The 16,197-nt window shown below is 70.9% G+C and carries 16 protein-coding genes; 6 read left to right on the top strand and 10 right to left on the bottom strand.

Annotated features, from left to right (window positions below; all coding sequences use genetic code 11):
* Positions 1 to 3: 3 nt before the first annotated feature.
* Positions 4 to 339, bottom strand: coding sequence for a hypothetical protein (locus tag D457_RS0107955; protein ID WP_026116447.1), 336 nt, complete (start codon positions 337 to 339; stop codon positions 4 to 6).
* 110 nt (positions 340 to 449) lie between these two features.
* On the opposite strand from D457_RS0107955, the gene D457_RS0107950 reads away from it, so the two are divergent.
* On the top strand, positions 450 to 890 hold the full coding sequence (locus D457_RS0107950) for a hypothetical protein (RefSeq protein WP_051072888.1): 441 nt from the start codon (positions 450 to 452) through the stop codon (positions 888 to 890).
* A 9-nt stretch (positions 891 to 899) separates the two neighbouring features.
* Complete coding sequence (locus D457_RS0107945; RefSeq protein WP_026116446.1) at positions 900 to 1,301, top strand: heavy metal-responsive transcriptional regulator; 402 nt, start codon at positions 900 to 902, stop codon at positions 1,299 to 1,301.
* Between the two features lie 116 nt (positions 1,302 to 1,417).
* Here D457_RS0107945 and D457_RS0107940 read toward each other — a convergent pair whose 3' ends face one another.
* Complete coding sequence (locus D457_RS0107940; protein ID WP_017580116.1) at positions 1,418 to 3,577, bottom strand: AfsR/SARP family transcriptional regulator; 2,160 nt, start codon at positions 3,575 to 3,577, stop codon at positions 1,418 to 1,420.
* A gap of 182 nt (positions 3,578 to 3,759) precedes the next feature.
* On the opposite strand from D457_RS0107940, the gene D457_RS0107935 reads away from it, so the two are divergent.
* Complete coding sequence (locus D457_RS0107935) at positions 3,760 to 4,638, top strand: alpha/beta fold hydrolase (RefSeq protein WP_017580115.1); 879 nt, start codon at positions 3,760 to 3,762, stop codon at positions 4,636 to 4,638.
* Positions 4,639 to 4,682: 44 nt separating this feature from the next.
* On the opposite strand, the gene chrA is transcribed toward D457_RS0107935, so the two are convergent.
* From chrA to D457_RS0107915, 4 genes are all read right to left on the bottom strand, one after another.
* Entirely contained in the window at positions 4,683 to 5,930 is a 1,248-nt protein-coding gene (chrA, locus tag D457_RS0107930; RefSeq protein WP_051072886.1) for a chromate efflux transporter, read from the bottom strand.
* Between the two features lie 158 nt (positions 5,931 to 6,088).
* On the bottom strand, positions 6,089 to 6,907 hold the full coding sequence (locus D457_RS0107925) for an ABC transporter ATP-binding protein (RefSeq protein ID WP_017580113.1): 819 nt from the start codon (positions 6,905 to 6,907) through the stop codon (positions 6,089 to 6,091).
* 76 nt (positions 6,908 to 6,983) lie between these two features.
* Positions 6,984 to 8,078, bottom strand: a complete 1,095-nt coding sequence (locus D457_RS0107920; RefSeq protein ID WP_017580112.1) for a FecCD family ABC transporter permease — start codon at positions 8,076 to 8,078, stop codon at positions 6,984 to 6,986.
* Positions 8,075 to 9,109, bottom strand: coding sequence for a FecCD family ABC transporter permease (locus D457_RS0107915; protein ID WP_017580111.1), 1,035 nt, complete (start codon positions 9,107 to 9,109; stop codon positions 8,075 to 8,077). The genes D457_RS0107920 and D457_RS0107915 overlap by 4 nt, the downstream gene beginning before the upstream one ends.
* Positions 9,110 to 9,233: 124 nt before the next feature.
* Here D457_RS0107915 and D457_RS0107910 point away from each other — a divergent pair, with 124 nt between their 5' ends.
* Entirely contained in the window at positions 9,234 to 10,280 is a 1,047-nt protein-coding gene (locus D457_RS0107910) for an ABC transporter substrate-binding protein (RefSeq protein ID WP_017580110.1), read from the top strand.
* A gap of 81 nt (positions 10,281 to 10,361) precedes the next feature.
* On the opposite strand, the gene D457_RS0107905 is transcribed toward D457_RS0107910, so the two are convergent.
* The 3 genes from D457_RS0107905 to D457_RS0107895 all read right to left on the bottom strand — a co-directional run bounded on the left by D457_RS0107905 (position 10,362) and on the right by D457_RS0107895 (position 13,006).
* Complete coding sequence (locus D457_RS0107905) at positions 10,362 to 11,129, bottom strand: sulfite exporter TauE/SafE family protein (protein ID WP_017580109.1); 768 nt, start codon at positions 11,127 to 11,129, stop codon at positions 10,362 to 10,364.
* 285 nt (positions 11,130 to 11,414) lie between these two features.
* Positions 11,415 to 12,059: an alpha/beta hydrolase gene (locus tag D457_RS0107900; protein ID WP_017580108.1), complete on the bottom strand. Its 645-nt coding sequence runs from the start codon at positions 12,057 to 12,059 to the stop codon at positions 11,415 to 11,417.
* Positions 12,056 to 13,006 (bottom strand): ring-cleaving dioxygenase, encoded by a 951-nt coding sequence (locus D457_RS0107895; RefSeq protein WP_026116445.1) that lies wholly within the window; start codon positions 13,004 to 13,006, stop codon positions 12,056 to 12,058. Before D457_RS0107895 ends, D457_RS0107900 begins: the two co-directional genes overlap by 4 nt.
* A 235-nt stretch (positions 13,007 to 13,241) precedes the next feature.
* Between D457_RS0107895 and D457_RS32090 the strand changes: the two genes are divergently transcribed.
* Together D457_RS32090 and D457_RS36915 are read left to right on the top strand one after the other, a co-directional pair.
* The gene (locus tag D457_RS32090) at positions 13,242 to 13,445 is read left to right on the top strand and encodes a hypothetical protein (protein WP_083926694.1); all 204 of its coding nucleotides are present in this window, start codon (positions 13,242 to 13,244) and stop codon (positions 13,443 to 13,445) included.
* A gap of 1,131 nt (positions 13,446 to 14,576) precedes the next feature.
* On the top strand, positions 14,577 to 14,933 hold the full coding sequence (locus tag D457_RS36915; protein WP_338043019.1) for a hypothetical protein: 357 nt from the start codon (positions 14,577 to 14,579) through the stop codon (positions 14,931 to 14,933).
* On the opposite strand, the gene D457_RS0107870 is transcribed toward D457_RS36915, so the two are convergent.
* Positions 14,930 to 16,159, bottom strand: coding sequence for an MFS transporter (locus tag D457_RS0107870; protein ID WP_017580103.1), 1,230 nt, complete (start codon positions 16,157 to 16,159; stop codon positions 14,930 to 14,932). The two genes, D457_RS36915 and D457_RS0107870, sit on opposite strands and share 4 nt — an antisense overlap.
* Positions 16,160 to 16,197 lie beyond the last annotated feature (38 nt).

Raw genomic sequence — 16,197 nt, 5'->3', positions numbered from 1 at the left:
GTTTCAGTCGGTGACGGGGGTGTGCCCCAGGCGTGCGCGCATGAGGCGGTACGCCTCCCGTTCCCGCTCGTTTCGCGGTTCGCCGTTGCAGTCGTAGCCGGTGAGCCAGCGCAGCCCGCGCTGGCCCTGTTGGTCGGTCTCGACCAGGGCCAGCGCCCACAGGCGTTCGGGTGAGGCCTTGTTCTGGGCCAGGCGCAGGACGTCCAGGAGATCGGCGTCCCAGACGTCGAGGGTCTCGGTGGACCGGCTGCCCTGCTCGGGACCGAACAGGTACAGCCGGTAGTAGACCCGGTCGCTCTCCCAGGCGTTGTCGCGTTCGTCGACCGGTCGGGTGCGCATGGTGGCCACCGTAACGACAGTGTCGGTGCCGGTGGTGGATCGTGGTCGGCGGGTCTTGTGCGGGTGCGGGCTTGACTCCGCACCTTGGTGCGGGGTCGACTATGGCGGGCATGAACCTTTCGACAGCTGTGCGGGTGATCCGCGCTTCCGCGGTGTACGACCTCGTGGTGACCACCGCCTTCGCGTTGCCTTGGACCGTAGGTCTGGTGTTTGCCGGGATCGGCTGGGGCCACGGGTTTCTCGGCTTGTCCGGTGCGCTGCCCTCGACCGACCAGGTATTCACCGTTCTGTTCGCCAACCTGACGGGCAGCCTGGTCGTGGTCTGGTCCGTGGTGCGCCTGCTGCGCCCGAGTCCGGCGCTGGGTGTGGCCGACACCTGTGCCCGGTTCCTCTTCGCTCTCGGTATGGTTTCGGCCCTGGCCGCCGGGGGGTCGGTGATCCTGGTGGGGTTCCTGGTGGCCGAGGTCGTGTGGGGGCTGGTGCAGGGCGTGGTGGTGGTCTCGGCTCTGCGGACCGGGTCCGGGACGCGGGCCCCGAGTGCGGCGTCCTAGGATCGCGGCATGAGAATCGCTGAGCTGGCGCGTCGGTCGGGCGCCAAGGTGTCGACGGTGCGGTTCTACGAGCGCCGGAAGCTGCTGCCCGTACCGCTGCGCTCGTCCAACGGTTACCGGCTCTATGATGCGCAGGACGTGCGGCGGGTGCGGTTCCTGCGGCGGGGGCAGGAGCTGGGGTTCACGCTGAACGAGCTGGCCGGGTTCGTCGCCCTGTCGGACCGTTCCCGTGACGGTGTGGTCCTGGCCGGGGAGGTCAGGGAGCGCGGGGCCGCCAAGGTGGTGGAGATCGACGCACGCATCGAGGACCTGCGCCGGATGCGGCAGGCTCTGGTCGGGGTGCTGGACGCGCCGTGTGTGGAACCCGGGGCCGTGTGCCCGGTGGTGGCTGCCCTGGCTGGTGGGGAATAGTGATCCCCGGCTAGACTCCAGCCCACTTTCCCTTCAAGCCAGAGCTTCAACTCCTGTGGAGACTTTTGCTGTCTAGAATCGGAGCTGAAGCCAAGAAGTCTCAAATGTCTGATTCGCTATGAGCGTAGGGCACGGTCAAGATCGCGCAGGTGGCCAGAGACCGGGCCCAGGGTGAGCATGCCGGTCTGCGCCCCGGCGAGTTCATCCGCCGCGGGGGCGAGCGCCTCCCGGGCCCGGCGCATCACTGACCGCTCCCCCACGGCCAGAGCGGCCCGGGCGGTCAGGCACCAATGCGTTTCCAGGAGCAGGTCGCGGGCTGGCTCAGGCAGGCGCGCCACGGCCTCAGCGGCCGCCGCGGGCCGGTTCTGGGCCAGCAGCACGTGCGGACGCGCCCAGGGTTCGTGGGGGCCGTAGTCGACACCGGGCTCGGTGGGGACGGGGCGGCCGCGTCCGAGGTGCAGGCACAGCACCGCCAAGGGCTCCAGGCCGTGCGCGAGCCCGGGCATGCCCGCGCCGCCCAGCAGAGCTCCGGCGTCGCGGTAGGCCGCCTCGGCCTCCCCGAACGGCGTGCCCGGGTCGGCGCCGGCGCGTAGCGCCCGGTACCAGCGGACGAAGACCTCGGCCAGCGGACGCTCGTGCAGGCGGGCCAGCCCTCGGGTGTCCTGTGCGTGCTGGTCGGTCCCCGCCCAGTCGGCCAGGGCACAGCGCGACTGCAACCGGATGAGGTGGCCCAGGATCTGGAAGGTGACCAGGTCGTGCCGGGTAGCCAGGGCGAGGAGCTCGGCCCCCAGCGCGTCGCGCTCGGGCGCCAGTCCCGTGCGGTGGAAGGTCTGCATGTACCGGGCGTTGAGCGCGAAGGCCAGCAGCACGGGGTCGCCCAGATCGCGAGCGATCCGCTCCGCCGCACGGGCCGCCTCGGGACCGCGCGGCTCACGGGTGCCGCGTGACTCCAACGCCACGGTGGCCAGCAACCGGGCGCGGACGGCGTCGTAGCCCGCCGCGGGTAGGGCGGTCAGGGTGCGCTCGGCCGCGGCGATGACCTGAACGGCCTGTTCCGGGTCGTCCACCCGGGTCCAGTTGGCGGGAACGTCGTAGGCTCCGATCACCCGAGCCGTGAGGTGGGTGTCGCCCAGCTCCTCGGCCGCGTTGATGGCGGCCAACCGCTGGGACCGGGCTGCCTGGAGCCCTTCGGGCCCGGTGACGGCCAGGTCGCGCAGCAGGCTCACGGTGGATTCGAGCCGGACCCGCGACCCTGGGGTGACGGTCCGCTCGTAGGCGTCGGCCGCCCGATCCCACACCCGGGAGCCATCGCTTCCGAGACTCTCGGAAGCGACCCGGTCTGAGGGCGGGTCCCGGAACTCAGCTGAGGCGAGGTCCGCGGCTGAGGGTTCGGTGATCTGTCCGAGCGCCGGGTTCCGCGCCGGGTCACGAGAACTGTTCGGCCCGACGGTCCCGGTCACGGGTTCGCCGCTACCACGGGAGAAAAGGCCTGCTTCGCCTGACAGCTGCTCTTCGGGGGTGATGTGGGCAGCCTGGTGGAGGATGTCGTGTTCCAGGCGGCGCAGGGCCGGGCCGGGGTCCACACCCAGGTCTTCGACGAGCAGGGCGCGGGCGCGGCGCAGGACGGCCAGTGCCTCGCCCTGGCGGCCGCTGCGGTACAGGGCCAGGGCGAGCAGACGCCAGCCGTCCTCGCGCCAGGGGTGTTCTCTCACGTGTGCGTCCAGGTCGGGGACGGCTCGGGCGGCCTGTCCCAGCTCCAGGCGGGTCCGGGCCAGGTGTTCAAGGGTGTGCAGGCGCAGTTCGGCCAGGCGCGCGCGTTCGGTGCGGGCCCAGGGTGCGTCGGGAAAGTCGGCGTAGGCGGGTCCGCGCCACGGTTCCAGGGCCTGTTGGAGCCGGTGCAGGGCCTGCTCGGGCTCCAGGTCGGCGGCCTGTTGGAGGCGGCGCTCGAAGAGCCAGGCGTCGACGGTTTCGGGGGCCGCGTTCAGTGCGTATCCGGGGCCCTGGGTGATGAGCAGGGCTGCGGCGGTTCGGGGCGGGCGGTCCGGTTCCAGGGCGCGGCGCAGGGCGGCGACGAAGGTGCGCACCGCACTGGTGGCCCCGGCTGGCGGGGCGCCCTCCCACAGGTCGTCGATGAGCAGGTCGACGGGGACGACGCGGCGGCGGGCCACGATCAGCCGGGCCAGAACGGCGCGGTGGCGCGGTCCACGCAGCGCGAGCGGCTGTGCGTGCTCGTTCCAGGCCGTGACGGGGCCGAGCACCCCGAAACCCACCCGCATCGGCACCCCTGCCTCCCCTGTAGCCGTGTGGTCCGTGGTCAACGTACAGCCTGGTAGGCGGCCGGGCGACGCGCTGGCCGCCGGGGCCCGGTCCGGCTGCTCATCGGTTGCTCATTGGGGCGCGACAGGCTGGGGTCACATCCCAGCAGGGAAGGCCTCATGAGAGAAAGCAGGGCGTGAGTATGGCTCCGGTCATCGAGGGTTTCGGGTACGAGCGGGTGCGAGTGGCCCCGGAGGTGTCGTTGAATGTGGCGGTCGGGGGTTCGGGGCCGCCGCTGGTGTTGCTGCACGGGTTCCCCCAGACCCACCTGATGTGGCGGCACGTGGCCGCGGACCTGGCGGCGGACCACACGGTCATCTGCCCTGACCTGCGCGGGTACGGGGACAGCGACAAACCGCTCGAGTCGGGGCCGCGGGTGTACTCCAAGCGGACCATGGGCGCCGACGTGGTGGAGCTGGCCCGGGCCCTGGGGCACGAGCGGTTCGCGCTGGCCGGGCACGACCGCGGGGCGCTGGTGGCGGTGCGCACCGGACTGGACCACCCGGGGTCGGTCACGCACCTGGCCAGCCTGGACGTGCTGCCGACCCTGGACATGTGGGAGGCGCTGCGCGGGGTGCGGGGCGCGGTGGGCTTCCACCTGTACCTGATGGCGCAGCCTCCGGGGTTGCCCGAGCAGATGATCGCCGCCAGCGCGGAGACGTTCTTCGGGTACTTCCTGGACGCCTGGTCCTCCGGTCCGGAGGCGATCCCGGCCGAGGTGCGCCGGGCCTACCTGGAGGCCAGCGCCGGGGCGGTTCCCTCGATCGTGGCCGACTACCGGGCCTCGGCCGGGATCGATATCGAGCACGACGCAGCCGACCGGGCCGCGGGGCGGCGCTTGGGGATGCCCGTGACGGTGCTCCAGCAGGACTGGGGCGCGGCCCTGGGCTATGACGCCGCAGCGTTGTGGGGCGCGTGGGCTTCGGACCTGCGGCACGCCACGGTGACGTCGGGACACTTCATGGCCGAGCAGGACCCGGCCGGAGTCGTCAAGGAGCTGCGGGATCTCCTGGAGCGCTGACCCGCGTTCGTGTGCGGGGCCGGACCCCGCACACGGCTGCCTCCTCACAACAGGAGGAACCCGATCGCGCTGGCCGCCGGCACAACGGCCCAGGCCGGGGCCCGCCACACCGCCAGGGCCACGAACGCCGCCGCGGCCAGGGCCATCGTCGCGGGTGAGACCACGCCCTGGACGAAGACCGGGTCGTACAGGGCCGCGGCGAGGATCCCCACCACCGCCGCCCCGGCACCGGCCGCCGCACGGCGCACGCGCGCGTTGGTGCGCAACCGCTCCCAGAACGGCAGCGCACCCGCGACCAGCAGCGCCGAAGGCACGAAGACCGCGACCAGGGCGATCGCCGCCCCCAGCAGAGGGCTGCCCGCCACGGGCATGAGGGCGCCCAGGTAGGCGGCGAAGGTGAACAGCGGGCCGGGCACGGCCTGGGCCGCGCCGTATCCGGCCAGGAACGATTCGTGGTCTACCGCCCCGGCTCCCACCACCTCGGCCTCCAGCAGCGGCAGCACCACGTGTCCGCCGCCGAAGACCAGTGACCCGGCGCGGTAGAAGCTGTCCGCCATCCCCAGGGCCGTGTTCCCGGTCAGGGCGGCCAGGACCGGCAGGGCCGCGAGCAGAGCGGCGAACACGGCCAGACACGCCAGGGCGGTTCGGCGATGCATACCGGTCCCCGAGCCGTGCGTGGCGGAATCCGTCGGGTCGGCGTCGGGCTGGGAGGTGAGCCAGAGCGCTCCGGCCAGGGCACCCAGGGCGATGGCCGTGACCTGGCTCAGGGCCGAGGGCAGCAACAGGACCAGGACCAGCGCTGCCACCGCGATCGTGGCCTGGCGCGTGCCCGAGGCCAGGCTGGTGGCCATGCCCGCCACCGCGTGGGCGACCACGGCCACGGCGGCGGCTTTGAGTCCGAGCAGCCATCCGGCGCCGGGTTCGGCCCCCAGCGCCTGTACGCCCAGGGCGAAGGCCACTAGCAGCAGTGCCGAGGGGAGTGTGAAGGCGACCCAGGCGGCCGCCATACCGGCGTACCCGGCGCGGCGCAGGCCGATGGCCATGCCGACCTGGCTGGAGGCGGGGCCGGGCAGGAACTGGCACAGCGCCACCAGGTCGGCGTAGGCGGCTTCGGTGAGCCAGCCCCTGCGTACCACAAAGGCGTCGCGGAAGTAGCCCAGGTGGGCCACCGGTCCACCGAACGAGGTCAGCCCCAGTAACAAGAAGGCCCAGAAGACCTCACCGGGGGTCCCAGACGCCCTCGGACCGCTCGCCGGTGCGCCCTCCTCGGGGGGCTCCGGCGCAGGGCTCATGGTCGTGCTCCTTGGTGGGCGAGGCGGGCGAGGTCGTGTATCGGTGCAGGGGGTGCGGGGGAACGATAGCGAAGGCCCGGGCGGGGCCTGCGTTCGCGGCGCCCCGGTCAGGCTGGTCAACAGCCCGGGTGGCCACCGCCCGCTCAGCTGATGTTCGCTCAGTCGTGGTCGCGGCGGGTGCCGCGGCGGTCGAGGGGGACGATCATCGGGGTGTGGGTCTCGGGGTCGGGGATGATCCGCACCGGCAGGCCGAACACCTTCTCCACCAGGTCGGCGGTGACCACCGTGGCGGGCTCGCCCTCGGCGATGATCGCGCCGTCCTTCATCACGATCAGGTGGGTGGCGTAGCGGCAGGCGTGGTTGAGGTCGTGCAGGACCGCGACCAGGGTGTGCCCCTGCTCGGCGTGCAGGTCAGCGCACAGGTCGAGCATGTCCATCTGGTGGGCGATGTCCAGGTAGGTGGTGGGCTCGTCCAGCAGCAGCAGCGGGGTCTGCTGGGCCAGGACCATGGCCAGCCACACGCGCTGGCGCTGACCGCCGGAGAGTTCGTCCACCGAACGCTCGGCCAGGGCGCTGACCCCGGTGGCGGCCATGGCCTCGGCGACCACAGCCTCGTCCTGGGCCGACCACTGACGCAGGAAGCTCTGGTGGGGGAAGCGGCCACGGGCGACCAGGTCGGCCACGCCGATGCCGTCGGGAGCGATGGAGGACTGCGGCAGCAAACCCAGGCGGCGGGCGACCTCCTTGGCCGGGTAGGAGCTGATCACCTGCCCGTCCAGGAGCACGTTGCCCTGGGCGGGCTTGAGGGTGCGCGAGAGGGCGCGCAGCAGGGTGGACTTGCCGCAGGCGTTGGGTCCGACGATGACGGTGAAGGAGTTGTCGGGGATGCGTACGGCCAGGTCGCGGGAGATGACGCGCTGGTCGTAGGACAGGGTGAGGTCCTGTCCGGTGAGGCGGGTGCTGGCGTCGTCGGTCATTGTTCTCTTTCGGGTGTGGCTCGGTGGTGGCTCGTCGTCGGCCGCTGGTCCGGGCTGCGGCTCGGGCGGGGGCGGGTCATGCGCGGCCGCCGCGCCACTCGGTGTAGAGCAGCCAGATGAGGTAGCTGCCGCCGATGACGGCGGTGACCACGCCCACGGGCAGTTGGGTGGGTGCCATCAGACGCATGGCGACCAGGTCGGCCACGACCAAGAGTGCGGCACCCATGAGGGCCGCGCCGATCAGCGTGGTGCCGCCGGTACGGGTCAGGCGTCGGGCCAGTTGTGGTGCGGCCAGGGCCACGAAGCCGATGGGGCCGGCCACGGCGATGGCGGCGCCGGTCAGGGCGCTGGCGGCGGCCAGCGCGATGATCTGGGTGGACTGTGCGGACACGCCCAGGCCGCGGGCGGTGTCCTCGCCCAGTTCCAGGAAGCGCAGGCGTTGGCCGATGGCGAAGATGATCGGGGCCAGCAGGGCCAGGCCGATCCACACGGCGGCGGCCTCGGCCCAGCCGCGGCTGTTGAGGCTGCCGATCATCCAGATCTGGGCGCCCAGGGCGTCGGTGAGTTCGGCGCGGGTCATCAGGTAGTCGCGGACCGAGGCGAGCATGGCGCTGACGCCGATGCCGACCAGGACCAGCCGGTATCCCTGGACGCCGTTCTTCATGGCCAGCAGGTAGACCACACCGGCGGTGACCAGGCCGCCGGCGATGGCGCCCAGGGAAACCACCAGGCGTCCGGCGCCCAGGATGAGGATGGCGGCCACGGCGCCGGTGGCGGCGCCGGAGGTGAACCCGATGATGTCGGGGCTGCCCAAGGCGTTGCGCGACAGGCTCTGGAAGACCGCTCCGGCGATGCCCAGGGCCGCGCCGACGCCGATGGCGGTCAGGGCGCGGGGCAGGCGCACCCCCTGGACGAAGAACACGTCCAGGCGTTCGCCGTACCCCATCAGGGCGGAGGGCACGGCCGAGAGGGCGATCTCGTAGTCACCGACCGAGACCGAGATGACCAGGGTCGCCAGGCTGACGGCGATCAGGGCCAGGCTGATCACCAGGGTGCGCGGACGCAGCAGGAAGGAGACCCGGCCGCCCGGGGAGCGCCAGGCCCGGGTGCCGTGGGGGGTGAGGCGCACGGGCGCGCTGGTGCGGGGGCGGGGTGTCAGGGTGTCACTCACAGCTGGGCCATCTTTCTGCTGCGGACCAGGGCGATGAACAGGGGCGCCCCGACGAGTGCGGTGATGATGCCGACCTCCAGTTCGGAGCTGGGCAGGATGACGCGTCCGACGGTGTCGGCGGCGGTGAGCAGGATCGCGCCCAGGACCGCGGCGTAGGGAAGCAGCCAGCGCTGGTCGGGGCCGGTGATCACGCGTGCGGCGTGCGGGATGATCAGGCCCACGAACCAGATGGGTCCGGCGGCGGCGGTGGCGGCACCGCACAGCAGGATGACCCCCACGGCCGTCCCGGCGCGGATGAGGGGGATCTTGGCGCCCAGGGTGGCGGCCAGGTCGTCGCCCAGGGCCATGGCGTTGAGGGAGGGGCCCAGAGCCAGGGTGACCAGGATGCCGATGATCAGGAAGGGAGCGACCTGGAAGAAGATGTCGAGGTCGCGTCCGGTCAGGGAACCGACCTGCCAGAACCGGATGCGGTCGAAGACGAAGTCGTTGAGGACGATGATGCCGTAGATGAGCCCTTGGAGGACGGCGGCCAGGGCGGTTCCGGCCAGGGCCAGGCGCACGGGGGTGGCGCTGGCGCGGCCGCGCGAGCCCAGGGCGTAGACAGCGACGGCGGCGAAGGCGGCGCCGATGAAGGCGGGCCAGACCAGGCCGGCTCCGGTGGCGCCGAAGACGAAGACGGCCACGACCACGGCGGCGGCTGCGCCGGAGTTGATGCCCAGGATGCCGGGTTCGGCCAGGGGGTTGCGGGTTAGGGCCTGCATGAGGGCCCCGGCCAGGCCGAGGGCGGCGCCGACGAAGATGCCGATGATGGTGCGGGGCACGCGTAGGCTGCGGATGACGTCGTGGTCATAGGAGCCGTTGTAGTCGGTCAGGGCGGCCCACACGTCGGCGGCGGGGATGGGTTTGGCTCCGACGGTGACGCTCAGGAGCGCGCAGACGGCGAGGACTCCCACGGCGATGATCAGGCCGATGGGGCGGATGACGCGTCTGGTCAGGGTGGGGCGCGTTGGTGTGGGCGCGCGCAGGGCCACGGCTTCCCCGTTCGTCTTACTGGGCATGTGGGTGAATGGCTGGGGGCCCGGTCGGAATCAACCGAATCCCACCCGGACAGGTTAGCCTTACCTACATCCTGTTCGTACGAAAGGGTCCCCGCACATGCCCGAATTCACACGTTCCGCACGCTCGTTGAGTGTGTTCGCCCTGGTCGGAGCCCTGGCGCTGAGTGCCTGCGGCACCGACGGCGGCGATTCCGCCTCCGAGGAAGGCGCCGAGACCCGCACGGTGGAGGGCGCCAACGGGAGCGTGGAGGTTCCTGCCTCCCCCGAGCGGATCGCCGTGCTGTGGCGGCCCACGCTGGCCGCCGTCACCCAGCTGGGCCACGACGTGGTCGGCACCATGGGCAGCCCCGGCGAGGCCGACCAGGGCCTTGCGCCCTTCCTGCCCGAGGACGTGGACGGCGCGGACCTGAAGCTGGTGACCAGTTCTCCGGCCGAGGACGACATCAACATCGAGGAACTGGCCAACACCGAGCCCGACCTCATCATCGGGGTGAGCACCGCGCTGGGCGCCCAGACCGAGATCCTGGACAGCCTGGAGGCGATCGCGCCCACGGTTCTGCTGGAGTGGGAGGGCACCGGCTCCTGGCGCGGTCACCTTGAGGAGGTCGCCGAGATCCTGGACGCTCAGGCCGAGGCCGAGGAGGAGGTGGCCGCCTACGACGCCGCCGTCGAGCAGGCCCGCGCCGACCTGGCCGAGGCCGATGTGGACCCGGCCCGGACCGAGCTCTCCCTGGTGCGGTTGCAGAGCGAGAGCGAGATCCGACTGGAGACGCCCGAGTCCTTCCCGGGGCAGATCGTGGACGACCTGGGTTTCGCGCGCCCGGACACCCAGGTGGAGGCCGACGGAGACACCGACTTCATCCCGCACAGCTACGAGAACCTGGACCAGGCTGACGGAGACGCGGTCTTCGTGCTGGCTGGTTCGGGCTACCCGGACGCCCCCGACACCTTCTCCGACGGCCTGTGGTCCAACCTGGGCGCGGTCGAGGACGAGCAGCTGTACCGGATGGACTACGACTTCTGGGGTTCGGCCAACTACCACGGCGCGCACCGGATCATCGAGGACGTCACCGCGGCGCTGACCGGCCAGACGGACCCGGCGGTTGAGGAGGCACAACCGTTCCCAGACAATGTCCGGGAGTGACAGCTGATGCTGTTGCCCGGTATCGCGAACCTGAACAGATGACGGCCCCTGCGGGGTGGGGGTGCCCTGCCCGGTAGGGGATCAGACGAAGACGTCCCAGCCCATCCGGACAAGCAGGGCCAGGACGACGACGAGTAGCACCGCCCTGACAAACCCTGACCCCCGCTGTAGGGCCATGCGGGCGCCGACCTGGGCGCCCATGATGGTGCACACCGCCAGGCCCAGGCCCAACAGCCAGTCCACGTGGCCGCCCAGGGAGAAGACCACTAGGGCGCCGATGTTCGTGCACACGTTGACGATCTTGGCTGAGGCCGAGGCGTGCAGGAAGTCCATGCCCAGCACCGCGGTGAAGGCGATGATCAGGAACACGCCCGTGCCGGGGCCGATGATGCCGTCGTAGAAGCTCACCCCGAGCCCGGCCAGGGCCAGCGCCGCCAGGATCCGGTTGCGGGTGCGCATGGCCGGGTTGGGCGAGGTTCCCATGGCGGGCCGGAAGACCACCAGCAGAGCCACACCGGCCAGGACGACCATGATGATCGGTTTGAGCACGTCGGCGGTCAGGGCGGTGGCCAGGGCCGCGCCCAGCCCCGACCCGAGGAGAGCGAGCCCGGCGGTGGGGATCACGACCTTGCGGTCGATCTTCACCTTGCGGGCGTAGGCGATGGCGGCGGAGGTGGTACCGAAAACCGCGCCGAGCTTGTTGGTGCCCAGCAGGGTGGCCAGCGGCATGTGCGGGGCGGCGACCATCAGGGCGGGGAGCAGCAGCAGGCCCCCTCCCCCAACGACGGCGTCGATCCAGCCCGCGGCGACGGCGGCCAGCAACAGCAGGCCGAGGATTTCGGGGTCCATCACCGGGGGTTCTCAGCGAGGGCAGGCGGAGAGGGGATCATCGGTTCTCTTCCAGGGCGGGGAACGGGACGCGAGCCAATCTAGCCAGCCGAACCAACCACTTTGTCAGGGGACCGGGGCATTGATCCCCTTACAAGACACTGGGTGTTGTTGCTCTTGTTCGATATGAGTGTGCACTCCAAAGAAGGCACAGCTTTACGAAGTAGATTCGTAGTAACGTGAAAGGAAGCGGTGACGCCCGAGTACAGGGGGCGCCACCGCCGTTCGGTGCGGACGGGACCGCGCTCAGAACTTCGCGCGCTCGAACCACTCCCTGGCCTGGGTCAATACGTCCGGGGTCAGCTGGTGTCCCCCGAGGTGCTCGCGGGCCTCCACGTCCGCGCCCCGCTGCCCCAGCTGAGCGGCGACCAGGCGGGCCTGGTCGATGGTGGTGATCGGGTCGGCCACCCCGTTGCCCAGGAACACCTGGGTTCCCGAAAGGTCCACCGGGTCGGGTTCGCGCCCCTGAAGAGGAGCACCCCCCGCGAAGAGCGCCGCGCCCGCGACCAGCCCCGGGTGGAGCAGCAGCAGACCCGCGCCCGTGTTGGCGCCGTTGGAGAACCCACTGACCACGATCCGCTCGGGATCCAGGTCATAGGCGAAGGTGGCGGCCCGGACGAACCCTGCCAGCTCGGCGGTGCGCACGATCAGGTCGTCGACGTCGAAGACGCCCTCCCGCAGACGACGGAACCAGCGGTTCATGCCGTTCTCGGTGACCTTGCCGCGCGGCGAGAGCAGGGCTGCGCCCGGAGCCAGCGCACGACCCAGCGGCAACAGGTCGTGCTCGTCGGCGCCGGTGCCGTGCAGCAACAGCAGCGCCGGGGCGTCCGGGTCGGTGGCCGGTTCGAAGACGTGCACGAAGTCCTCGACACTGACCTCGGGAACGGTCACTGGTTGACCTCCACCCGCGGCAGGCTGGCGGCGATCTGCTGGTGGTTGGGCTCCAGCCACGGCGGCAGCTTCAACGAACGGCCCAGCTCCAGCAGCGGCTCGTCGTAGTCGAACCCGGGGCCGTCCGTGGCGATCTCCAACAGCACACCGCCGGGCTCACGGAAGTAGATCGAGGTGAAGTAGGTGCGGTCGCGGATCTCGGTGACCCCCACCCCGTCGTGCTCCAGGCGCTGACGCCAGGCGTCCTGCACCGGGGTGTCCGGGGCGCGGTAGGCGACGTGGTGCACGGTCCCGGCGGCGACCACGCCCCGCTCGGCCTTGGGGTCGGCCAGCACATCAACAATGGTGCCCACGCCGTCACCGGTGTCGTTGGTCCGGAACCGCATCCGGTCGCCGTCCTCGCTGTGCAGGTGAAAGCCCAGCTGGCCACCCAGCATCTGCGCGGTACCCTCAGCGTCCTGCTCCGTCAGCGTGACCGCGCGGATACCCCGGATGGCATGGTCGGTGGGGACCACTCCCCCGTCCCAGGGGTCGGTGTCGTGGTGGTCAGCGCTGGCGGCCAGCTCGATGATCAGCCCGTCCGGGTCGCGCAGGGAGAGGACGTCCTCCTCACCGCGCTCACTCGGGCGCGTGGTCTCCACGTTCAGCCCGGCCAGGTGCTCGGCCCACCAGCCCAAAGACCCCTCAGGAACGGAAAAGGTCGTGGTGGTGGCCTGACCCGCGCCGATCTTCCCCCTGGGCGCGTCAGGCCAGGGGAAGAAGGTCATGATCGTGCCGGGGTTGCCCGCGCGGTCGCCGTAGTAGAAGTGGTAGGTGTCCGGGGAGTCGAAGTTGACCGTCCGCTTCACCATGCGCATGCCCAGCGCGTTCAGGTAGAAGTCAGCGTTGGCCTGGGGGTCGCTCGCAATCGCGGTCACATGATGAATCCCCGAGGGACGCACGTCCATATCCTTCACCCTTCCCTTAACGGTTACTCACTCGCACCAACAAGTTGAATCTTAAACTATTCCCGCGCGGCAGTCTCCCCTCCCCCGCCCAGAAACCGGTCTACCTTCCACCAAGACCAGCGGGGCAGAGCAGCCCACCCCGCTCCCCCAGCACCCGTGTCACACCCGGGCCCATACCGTGACGTTCTGCCAGAGGCCTTCCCCGTCCGCGGTTCTCGCGGCTACGGTGTCCTTCATGAGCACGAGCGACCCCACCCGTATCCAGCCCTCCGGGATCTGCCGCCGCGGTCATCACGAATGGCGGCACGACCCGCCGGGTGGGAAGCGCCTGGTGTGCGTTCGCTGCAAGTCCATGAGTATGAACAACTTCGGCGCCCCCTGCCACACCGACTGCACGGACTGCGACCGTACCGCCGCACGCCAGGTCGGTGCTCAGTAGTTCCTGGACCGAATCGCTCCGCAGTTCGAGCACTGTTCGGTACCGCTGTTGGGTCCAGAGCCCCAGTCGTGGTCACACGCCGGCATGCGTCCTCCTCGCGCCAGAATCAGAGGTGTCCTACCCACGCGGACAGCCCTTACGGGCATCTCCAGTGGGCAACTCTGAGAGCGGTCGAGCCAAGAGGACTTGGCCATCCCCATTTATTTCCCGCCGCACGGCGGTTGCCGCCTCCCCCCGAATCCCAACGGCAACTGCTTCGGCCTTCGGCCAGGGCCCTCCCCAGTTCGGCGGGGATCGGGTCGCGTTTCGCGGCCGGTCATTCGTGCCATCGGAAAAGCGGCAGCGAAGGAGGGAGCGCCCCCAGGCCTGCGCGCACCGGGCCGCGTGTCGCGGCCGGTCATTCCCAGCGACGGAACAGCGGCAACGAGGGAGGGCAGGGGGCCGGGCACGGCGCTCACCGGTCCGCGTGCCGCGGCGGTGGGGTGGAGGCTGCCGAGCCCCCCGGTGGTGGAGTGGTGAAGTTGCTCAGGGCGGTACGGGTGACCCCAGTGGGGGTGATCACGGGCGGCCTCCCCAGGCGAGAGCAGGCAGGGCCAGCGGGGACGGTTTTCAGCGTGGCGCCCGAAACCCGCACCTAAGACTGTCCGCTGCTTCCGAAACCCCTGTATCCCCGATGATCTTGCTACCAGGGGCGAGTTCGGCGCCGAACTCGCCCCTGGTAGCAAGATCATCTTCAACAGAGGACCGAAACAGGCACCCGACCCCAGACACCACCACTGACCTCGCCGCCGCTTGTCCGTCGCCGACCTTGACCGGCCGCGACACGCGACCCGATCCGCGCAGGGCTGAGGAGACAGCCGCCTTGGCCGCTGCTGTTCGCTCTTGGGTATACCGAAGTGGGCGGAAACGAAGCTTCCCCATATAACGAGCATGCGGGCCAGGACCTCCTCGTCGTCGCAGGCGAAGCGGATCAGGTCGCCTTCGCTGAGGAGTTGGCGCGAGGCCTCCTCGACCCTGGCCTCCGCGGTCTTGCGGCCCTGGGCGATGAGGTCGAAGTAGCGCCGTTGGAGGTGCACCCGGTGTTCGCTGGACAGGGGGGGGAAGTGGGCGTTCCCCAACCTCGACCTCACCGTGCACCTACGCCGTCAGCCGGAGGATCCCTGGGTGGGACTGGACACCTCGGTGGTCTTCGGTCCCTCGGGGCTGGGGTTGACCAGCACGGTGCTGCACGATCGGCCCGGCGCGATCGGCTGGGCGCGATCGGCAGCGCCCAGAAGAGACTCACCGTGCGGCCTTTCTGACCCGAACTCAGCAGACCCGTCCTCCGGCACCGTGGTCCGACCGGTCGGGACGAAGGTGGCCCGGGTGCGGTCCCTCGTCGAGTGCGGTGTGCTGACCTGGGTGGGCGAACGGGCGGTGGCCGGGCGGGGCAGGTGCAGCCACGCCTTGGTCCGGGTGTCCCGCCAGAAGGTACGGGTGGCCGGTTAGGGGGTGGGCAGCTTGCGCAGCCGCAGGGCGAACAGACCCGCCAGCACGGTCAGCCCCAGCGCCAGGGCGACGGTGCCGTTCCAGCCGACCGCGTCGTAGACCACCCCGCCGAGCCAGCCGAAGAGGCTGGCGCCCAGGTAGTAGGCGAGGGTGTAGACGGCGGTAGCCTGGGCGCGGCCGGTGACGGCTTGGGAGCCCACCCAGGCCGAGGCGGTGGCGTGGGCGCAGAAGAAGGCAAAGGTCAGCAGGAGCAGGGTGGCCAGCAGCAGCCAGACCGAGGTGGTGAAGAGCCCGCCCAGGCCGACCAGCAGGAGCAGGGTTGCGGTGGTGAGCACCCCGTACCTGCCCCAGCGCAGGGTGGCGGATCCGGCCACGGCCGAGCCGAGCATGCCCGCCGTGTAGGACAGGAAGAGCAGGGAGGCGGCCGCCTGGGACAGGCCGAAGGGCTGGTCGGTGAGGCGGAAGCCGAGGACGTTGTAGACGGCCATGAAGGCGCCCATGAGCAGGAGGGCTTGGGCGTACATGGGGATCAGTCCGCGGGTGGTCATCGCGGCTTTGAGGCGCCGGCCCATGCTGAGGCCGTCGTCGGAGTCGGCCCGGCGGGCGGGGGCGCCGGACTTGTTGCGGGGTAGGACCAGGATGAAGACCAGGAGGGCGGCCAGGCCGAGGATGGTGTTGGCGGCCACGCCCCACTGCCAGCCGCCGTGTTCGGCGGCGAACCCGGCCAGGAGGCGGCCGCCCATGCCGCCCAGCGGGTTTCCGGCGATGTACAGGCCGGTGGCCTTGGGTGCGTCGCGGGGGTGGATCTCCTCGGCGAGGTAGGCCACGGCCGCGGCGGAGACCCCGCCCAGAGCGGCGCCCTGGAGGGTGCGCAGGACCAGGAGCGTCCAGAGTTCGGTGGAGAAGGGAATCGCGGCACCCAGCACGATGGCCAGGAGCAGGGAGAGCGCGATGACGCGGGCGCGGCCGATGCGGTCGGCGGCGCCGCTCCAGATGAGGGTGAACCCGGCCAGGCCGCCGGTGGCCAGGGAGACGGTGAGGGCGGCCTGGCCCGCGGAGGTGTCGAAGCCGGTGGCGATGGCGGGCAGGATCGGCTGGACCGACCACAGCTGGGCGAAGGTGGCCACGGCGGCGGCGACCAGGGCGATGACCGTGCGCCGGTAGGCGGTCGTGCCAGCGCGCGGGCGCGGGTCACGGGTGTCGAGGGGAGTGCTGGTCACGGTCATGGTTCAACGCTAGAAAGCGTGTTTTCATACGTCCAATG

The sequence above is a fragment of the Nocardiopsis valliformis DSM 45023 genome, from assembly GCF_000340985.1.
In the GTDB taxonomy this organism is placed as follows: domain Bacteria; phylum Actinomycetota; class Actinomycetes; order Streptosporangiales; family Streptosporangiaceae; genus Nocardiopsis; species Nocardiopsis exhalans.
The sequence above is the reverse complement of the archived record's forward strand: the minus strand, read 5'-3'. Positions and strand labels throughout refer to the sequence as shown.

Excerpts from the sequence above, each read along its gene's own strand:
- D457_RS0107935 (WP_017580115.1), top strand. The coding sequence starts at position 3,760 with ATGGCTCCGGTCATCGAGGGTTTCGGGTACGAGCGGGTGCGAGTGGCC.
- D457_RS0107870 (WP_017580103.1), bottom strand. The coding sequence starts at position 16,159 with ATGACCGTGACCAGCACTCCCCTCGACACCCGTGACCCGCGCCCGCGC.
- chrA (WP_051072886.1), bottom strand. The coding sequence starts at position 5,930 with ATGAGCCCTGCGCCGGAGCCCCCCGAGGAGGGCGCACCGGCGAGCGGT.
- D457_RS32090 (WP_083926694.1), top strand. The coding sequence starts at position 13,242 with ATGAGCACGAGCGACCCCACCCGTATCCAGCCCTCCGGGATCTGCCGC.
- D457_RS0107950 (WP_051072888.1), top strand. The coding sequence starts at position 450 with ATGAACCTTTCGACAGCTGTGCGGGTGATCCGCGCTTCCGCGGTGTAC.
- D457_RS0107905 (WP_017580109.1), bottom strand. The coding sequence starts at position 11,129 with ATGGACCCCGAAATCCTCGGCCTGCTGTTGCTGGCCGCCGTCGCCGCG.
- D457_RS0107955 (WP_026116447.1), bottom strand. The coding sequence starts at position 339 with ATGCGCACCCGACCGGTCGACGAACGCGACAACGCCTGGGAGAGCGAC.
- D457_RS0107895 (WP_026116445.1), bottom strand. The coding sequence starts at position 13,006 with ATGGACGTGCGTCCCTCGGGGATTCATCATGTGACCGCGATTGCGAGC.
- D457_RS0107940 (WP_017580116.1), bottom strand. The coding sequence starts at position 3,577 with ATGCGGGTGGGTTTCGGGGTGCTCGGCCCCGTCACGGCCTGGAACGAG.
- D457_RS0107945 (WP_026116446.1), top strand. The coding sequence starts at position 900 with ATGAGAATCGCTGAGCTGGCGCGTCGGTCGGGCGCCAAGGTGTCGACG.
- D457_RS0107925 (WP_017580113.1), bottom strand. The coding sequence starts at position 6,907 with ATGACCGACGACGCCAGCACCCGCCTCACCGGACAGGACCTCACCCTG.
- D457_RS0107910 (WP_017580110.1), top strand. The coding sequence starts at position 9,234 with ATGCCCGAATTCACACGTTCCGCACGCTCGTTGAGTGTGTTCGCCCTG.